Origin of the sequence: Ohtaekwangia sp. (assembly GCF_036568665.1) — a bacterium.
Classification (GTDB): Bacteria; Bacteroidota; Bacteroidia; order Cytophagales; family Cyclobacteriaceae; genus Ohtaekwangia.
The window spans coordinates 1-6,620 of sequence record NZ_DATCSD010000412.1 but is presented as its reverse complement, the minus strand read 5'-3'; the positions used below and the strand labels follow the sequence as shown (position 1 = coordinate 6,620).

Sequence of the window (6,620 nt, the reverse complement as noted above, 5' to 3'; positions counted from 1 at the left end):
GTAGAACTAAAGCCGGGATCGTTCAGATCATCGGTGGCATACGTGCGCCAGTAACTTCCTACCATTCTGAAATTGGCCAGACGCATTACTACCGGTTCTTTAAAACCTGTGAGCAGCATACGTATATATTTGATCGATTTGAAGTCTTCTATATTGCCAAACTTCTCATCGTACTCACGAATAGGAATACGAAATAAATACCACGTTACTGATTCGTGCAGTGTGTTCGTATTGGTTGTAGTGATCTTATCAACAATATAGTCGTTACTAACCGCGAGTTGTCCGGGTTTCAGATCAATGTTATACTGGTAGTATTCTTCGGTTTCGTTCAGCGTATTATCGGCATTGATATCTTCATTGTCCGGAGTGAGGTAACTGGAATACGATACACCGTTGGCATTGGTAGATATAGGAGAGTTACCATCCATACCGTTATAGCCTTTATAACGTTCCAATATCTTTGCATTCTGGTTATCATATTTACTATCGAGAAAATAGGTAAAGTCATCGGCTGACGGATCGCTCGCAACTTTCTCCCGGGCGGAAGCATTCAACGTGCTGAGGTAATTGCTGAAATACGTTACCTCTTTTTCATCGGGCAAACCATCCATACCCACATCCTGGTTGGTGCGTGAAGAGGATGATGTGTTATCAAAACTATTCGTGAGGTATTGTTGTGATGTAACGTAGCCCCAGTTGTTTGCTGTAGCCGTGCCACCTGCCAGGTTACCATCGGCAGGCAAACCGTTTTCAAAGGCGTGCCGCGAATCGCGCATTACATCTTCCGATATATTTCCGATCTGGAAAACAAGTTTACCACCGGTAGTATTCGATTTATTAAATATACCATCCAGCACTTTACCCGTTCCGCTGGGTAAATCGATAAACGGATCGAGCATCCAAAACTCGATATACTCTATATTTGCCTTATCAAAATCTGTTTCGGTTTTTACAGCCGTAGTTATACCACCCCAGGTATCCTGCGGATCAGCAAAGAGTCCGTCACTGCCCAGCGAAGGATTGTAATTATAGGGACCACGCTCGCTTGGATAGTACGCAACGTCCATTATCGACTCAAAGAATATACCTTGCGTTAATTGTTTATTGGGAAATATCTCCTGCGGCCCAACGCCCCGCACATAATGGTTGTGCAGATCATCGTCTGATATATTACTGGGTTTTAGTGAACCCCCTTGTCGTTGTAACTGGTTATCGATCGTATACCAGGCAATCTTGCCTCGCTTATACCCTGCGCGAATATCGTCTGATATACCTCCGCTCGGATCATAGCGATTATCATCAGTTTTTGGTACGGAAGATAATTTCCACGAAGCAGGACTTAGGAGTGAATACGGTGTAGCGGTATTTTCAAAGTCATCGATATAGGCTATACCTTCGCCATCCACTACGTTGGATGTACCGGGGAGTAACTGTGCAAACTCCCCGGTAAGATTTACCGTTGATTCTTCTTTTGTCTGTATCAAGGGTAATGCATCTACCAGCTTGGTAAGCATGCGACTTTTCTTGTGCATGTTAAAGTCAAAACCATACTGCACATTTCGCGCGGGCTCGGTGCCCACCGTGTTACGACTTACGGTAGGCCGCTCGTTATAGTATAACAATGTAGAGCCAAGATTGACATCGTCATTTAATTTATAGTCCATGCGTGTACCGAGCAGACTTTTATTCTGAAACGAAAACGCATCCGACTGTTCATACTGCACCTGTATATCTTTTCCTGAATTCATGATAGACTCATTCAGGATCGTCACTTTTCCGAAGGTATAGTCTACCACATAATCCGTTCCTTCGGTTAATAATATACCCCCGGCATATACCTTTACCGATCCCTGCGAAACACCAAAGCCGGGTATCAGAATTTCGTTGGTAGAGCTGGCAGTATATTGCCCCTTGAGGTAGAATTTATTTTTAGAAGCAAACAGGGCTGCATCCGATCGCGTGGTACTATAGAGTGTATCGTACGAATATTTAGCGATGAGCGCACTCTCCGTGGGCTCGCCTTCAAACGCATCGCGCAGTGCTTCACTGAATGGTTTGAGAAATGGAAAGATGATAAGGCCCGATGCAGAATTGATAGTAATGCCTTCTACAAAATCAAAATTACCATCGCGCTGCCGGTCGTTGAGTGTGTTCAGTTTATCCAGACCAAATATTTCGATCAACTGACGCGTGCGCACCGTAGTACCGGCTTGTAGCTGCGGATTATCTATACCGGAAGCATCATCGCGGTATATAACACGTAACTGAAAACCACTCTGCGATAATTGCGTGGCTCCCAGACTATAGATGTTCTTCATCATCAGGTCCCACGTAGGAATGGTGTTACCGTTATCATCGCGGATAGCAATCTTGCGCGGACGCAGTAATTTTAAAAAGATCACTTCATCATCTTTCAGGTTCGAGTAATCTTCTGAGAGCTCTCCTACTTTATACGATTTGCCGTTATAGGTATATTCATACGCTACGGCCAGGGCTTCATCGTTTTGCAGTTTGGTGCTCAGGGTTAAATAACCGAGCTGTGTATGAAAAGTATATTCGGTAGCCGCGAGTTTGCGCGCACCGGTTATCTTTTCATAGTCAGTTCCGCTGTTACCGTTGCCATCAAAGTACCCTTCCAGTGTATTGCCTATATCATCTACACCACGACTCTGTGCGGTTACATAGCTGAATAATGTGTTGGCTCCATTGGCCGCAGGCATAGCCGTACCGTTGGATGTAACCGAAGCATTGTAGATCGTTTTGCCTTCAGCAAGGTCCATCAAGCCAACAACGTTGCGCAGTGTTTGCGTATCGCTCTTCCTGTTCAACACATATACTTCTACCCGTGTGATATTTATACCGGAGATGATCTGCGGTGTGTTGGCAATCCACTTCTCATAATTATCGCGAAAGAAATGACTGAGAAAGAAGTGGCGGTTCTCATCGTAGTTGGAAGCCACTACTTCAAACGGACGATTCTGTCCGTTGCTGTTACCATCTACATTTACCGAAGATGTTTTACCTCGCTCGGTCGATGCAATCACGGTAGTCTTTAATCTTCCGAATTGCAATTGTGCTTTTACACCAAACAGGTTTTGTGCGCCTTGTATCAACGTGTTGTTGAGCGGAAGACTTACGTTACCGAGTTCAAGTTTCTGGAGTATATCTTCTTTGAAGCCGGTATACTCTACCTTCATGTTATTCTGAAAGTCGAACGAGTTGTTGTTATCGAAGTTGGCTGTAACAGACATCTTCTCTCCTATCTTACCAACAACGCTCATGTTAATCTGCTGATCGAAGTCGAAGCCACCGTTTCGTTGCTGCCGTATAGGTATAGATGGATTGTTGATGCGCTGGAACGATGCACCGAAATCCAGCGTAACATATCCGCGCGGAACCAGTTCGATATAGCTGCCACCGAAAATACGGTCGAATACAGGGCTGATAAAAATTTTCGGATTGAGGTTCCGCCCCGCCAGCGGGCTGTCGCCATCGGCAGCTTTTGTTTTACTCTTCCAGTAATTTTTTAGTATCTGCCGGTCCTGGTATTGCTTGTATTCCTCCAGCGTCATGGTGGAGATCGGGCGATAATTCAGCGAGCCCATCTTCTCGGATATAGTATAATTACCCGAGGTGTCGTACTCGATGTTTACTTCTTTCTGCTTCGGGTCTTTCAGCGACAACGGTGTGCTGCTCTCGGGGTTGGAGAAGGGATCTCCATAGCGATCGGAAGGATTATATTGAGGTCGGGTGCGGGGCTTATAGGGAAGGTTAGTACTGTCTGGCTCAAGCTGTTGCGCCCACAACGGACTGGCTATGCAAAACAGCAATAGCCATGCAACGCCATACGCTGCACGAGTAAGGTTTACAGATAAAAGGTTTAGATGTGTCAATACGTATAACCCTCTCGTTCACCAGGGAGATTTTACTGCCATGGTTGATGATAAACTCACGGCAAGGAGGGAACGTGAGAACACGAGGGAATATGTACACTACCTGAATTGTGTAGACAACAGCAATCAATTCAGCGATCAAAAAAAATCTCCCACAGATTTCACAGAATAACACGGAAACGGTTATTGTATTTTTCTGCGTCATTCTGCGAGATCTGCGGGAGACTAAAAGCACCAAAATATTTCCCGCAGATCACGCAGATTTTCGCAGAGTAAATCTGTGTATTCTGTGAAATCTGCGGGAAATAAAAATTACTTCCATCCTCCTCCGAGCGACTGGTATAATTCTACGCGGGCGCTGAGTTGCTGGCGTGTTATGGCGGCTTTATCAAGTTCGGCTTGCAGTGCGCGTGTTTGTGCCGTAATTACTTCGAGGTAATTGGCCAAGCCACTTCTGAAAAGTAACTGTGCATTCTTCACAGCCTGGTCGAGTGTTTGTACGCGGGCTGTAGCCACTACTTGTTGTGTTTTCAGTTTATCGAGTTTTATTAACGCATTGGTAACATCGTGTACTGCTCCCGTTACTGTTTGCCTGAATTCTATTACGCGTTGCTCGCGCTGATTTTTAGCAATCTCCAACTGCGAGCGAAGTAAACGTCTCTGAAATATAGGTTGTGTAAGACTTCCTGCTGCTGTACCAAACAACGATGCCGGCACAGAGAACCAGTTGGTTGCCTTGTATGCGTTTAGCCCACCCGTTGCAGTAAGATTTAGCGAAGGGTACATATTGCCTTGCGCCACACCAACACGTGCGTTCGCTGCTACAAGTGCTTTTTCACTGGCGCGCACATCCGGACGGAAGCGAAGTAAATCCGCAGGTATACCGGTAGCGAGTTGATCTTCTACGAGTAAACTGTTCAGCTCCACTGTGCGTGTTACTGCACCGGGCCAATCGCCCAGGAGTAAACGGATTCCGTTCTCCTGCAATGCAATAGCCTGCTCCAACTGTGGCACAAGTAATACCGTGCTCTGTTGTTGTGATACCGCCTGCTGTACTGCTAACTCCGTTACTTCGCCTGCTGTTTTTTGTAACTGCATCATCTGCACAATGCTGTCGCCCAACAATACATTGCGTTTGGCTATAGCAAGCTGTGCATCCATCATCAGCAAATTATAGTATCCATCGGCTACTTGCTTTACGAGTTGTGTTTGCACGGCACGACCCGCTTCAAAGGTCTGCAGGTAATCGGCTAACGCTGCCTGCTTCTGTCTGCGGATTTTTCCCCACACATCAATCTCCCACGAGATGGTTGTACTCAGTGTAAAATCTTCAATGTGATTGGTCCCCAAAAAATTACTCAGACTTATACCATTCAAACTGTTCTCTGACGGATTGTTGGTAGAGGACGATGCCTGCGCTGTCCACACCGGCAACCATGCAGCTTTTGCCTGCTTGGCATACGACTCTGAAACACCAATGCGTTTGATGGCGAGTTGCAGATCGAAATTATTGACCAGTGCCTGATCGATGAGGCTCAGCAACGTGGGGTCGGTAAAAAATTCTTTCCACGCTTTAGTAGCAATGCTGCTGTCGGATACCGGTACCGTTGTGCCAAACTGCTGTGGCGACTGCAGGTCAGGACGTTTATAGTTACGCCCAACCGAGCAGCCCAGCAACAATGCCGCAAAGGCTATAATTCCTGTTATACTATATATTGATCTCTTCTTATACATGACTAGCTTCATTAACAGTGATTACTATTTCGCAATAGATTGGGGTGAACGACCGCTGGCTTTTTCCTGCAGGTACTGGAACATGATATATAGCACGGGTATCACAAATATACCAAGCACTACACCTGTTAACATACCACCCGCAGCACCGGTACTGATGGAGCGGTTACCCAATGCCGATGAACCTGTTGCACGCATCAGCGGTAACAACCCTACGATAAAGGCAAAGGAGGTCATCAATATAGGGCGAAGACGAAGTCGTGCTGCTTCTATAGCTGAGGCCAGCAGATCCATACCGCTTCTTCTCCGCTGCACAGCATACTCCACGATCAGGATCGCGTTCTTGGCCAAGAGACCAATGAGCATGATCAACCCTACCTGCACATATATATTGTTATCTATACCAAACAGGTTTATAAAGAGAAACACACCAAATATACCCAGCGGTATAGAAAGGATTACGGCAAACGGAAGTATATAGCTTTCGTATTGTGCTGCGAGCAGGAAGTATACAAATACCAGACACAGCGCAAAGATAAACCCGGCTTGTCCTCCGGAAGCGATCTCCTCTTTCGTCATACCGGCCCATTCGTAGCTGAAGCCACGGGGTAAATATTGTGCAGCCACTTCTTCTACCGCTTTAATGGCATCGCCCGAGCTATAGCCTGGCTTCGGCACACCGTTTATCGTTACGGCATTGAAGAGATTGTTACGCGTTACGGTTTCCGGTCCATATACTCTTTCCAACGCTACGAGTGTACTCAGCGGCACCATCTCGCCATACGAGTTCTTCACAAACATACCTTTCATGGAAGCCGGATCATCGCGGAAAGAAGCATCGGCCTGCATAATCACGCGATAGAATTTACCAAAGCGGTTAAAGTCAGAAGCAAATGTACTTCCGTAGTATACCTGCAAAGTTTGCAGCACATCGCTTACTGTTACGCCAAGTTGCTTTGCTTTCTTCTCATCTACATTCAACATATACTGCGG

At 46.1% G+C, this 6,620-nt stretch carries 3 protein-coding genes; all 3 read right to left on the bottom strand.

What is annotated here, in order from left to right:
* On the bottom strand, positions 1-3,893 hold a 3,893-nt coding region (gene sprA / locus VIN08_RS24150; RefSeq protein ID WP_331970983.1), incomplete at its 3' end, for a cell surface protein SprA.
* A gap of 312 nt (positions 3,894-4,205) precedes the next feature.
* On the bottom strand, positions 4,206-5,627 hold the full coding sequence (locus VIN08_RS24145) for an efflux transporter outer membrane subunit (protein ID WP_331970981.1): 1,422 nt from the start codon (positions 5,625-5,627) through the stop codon (positions 4,206-4,208).
* 24 nt (positions 5,628-5,651) lie between these two features.
* Positions 5,652-6,620 (bottom strand): efflux RND transporter permease subunit (locus VIN08_RS24140; protein WP_331970978.1); only part of this gene is annotated, 969 nt, incomplete at its 5' end.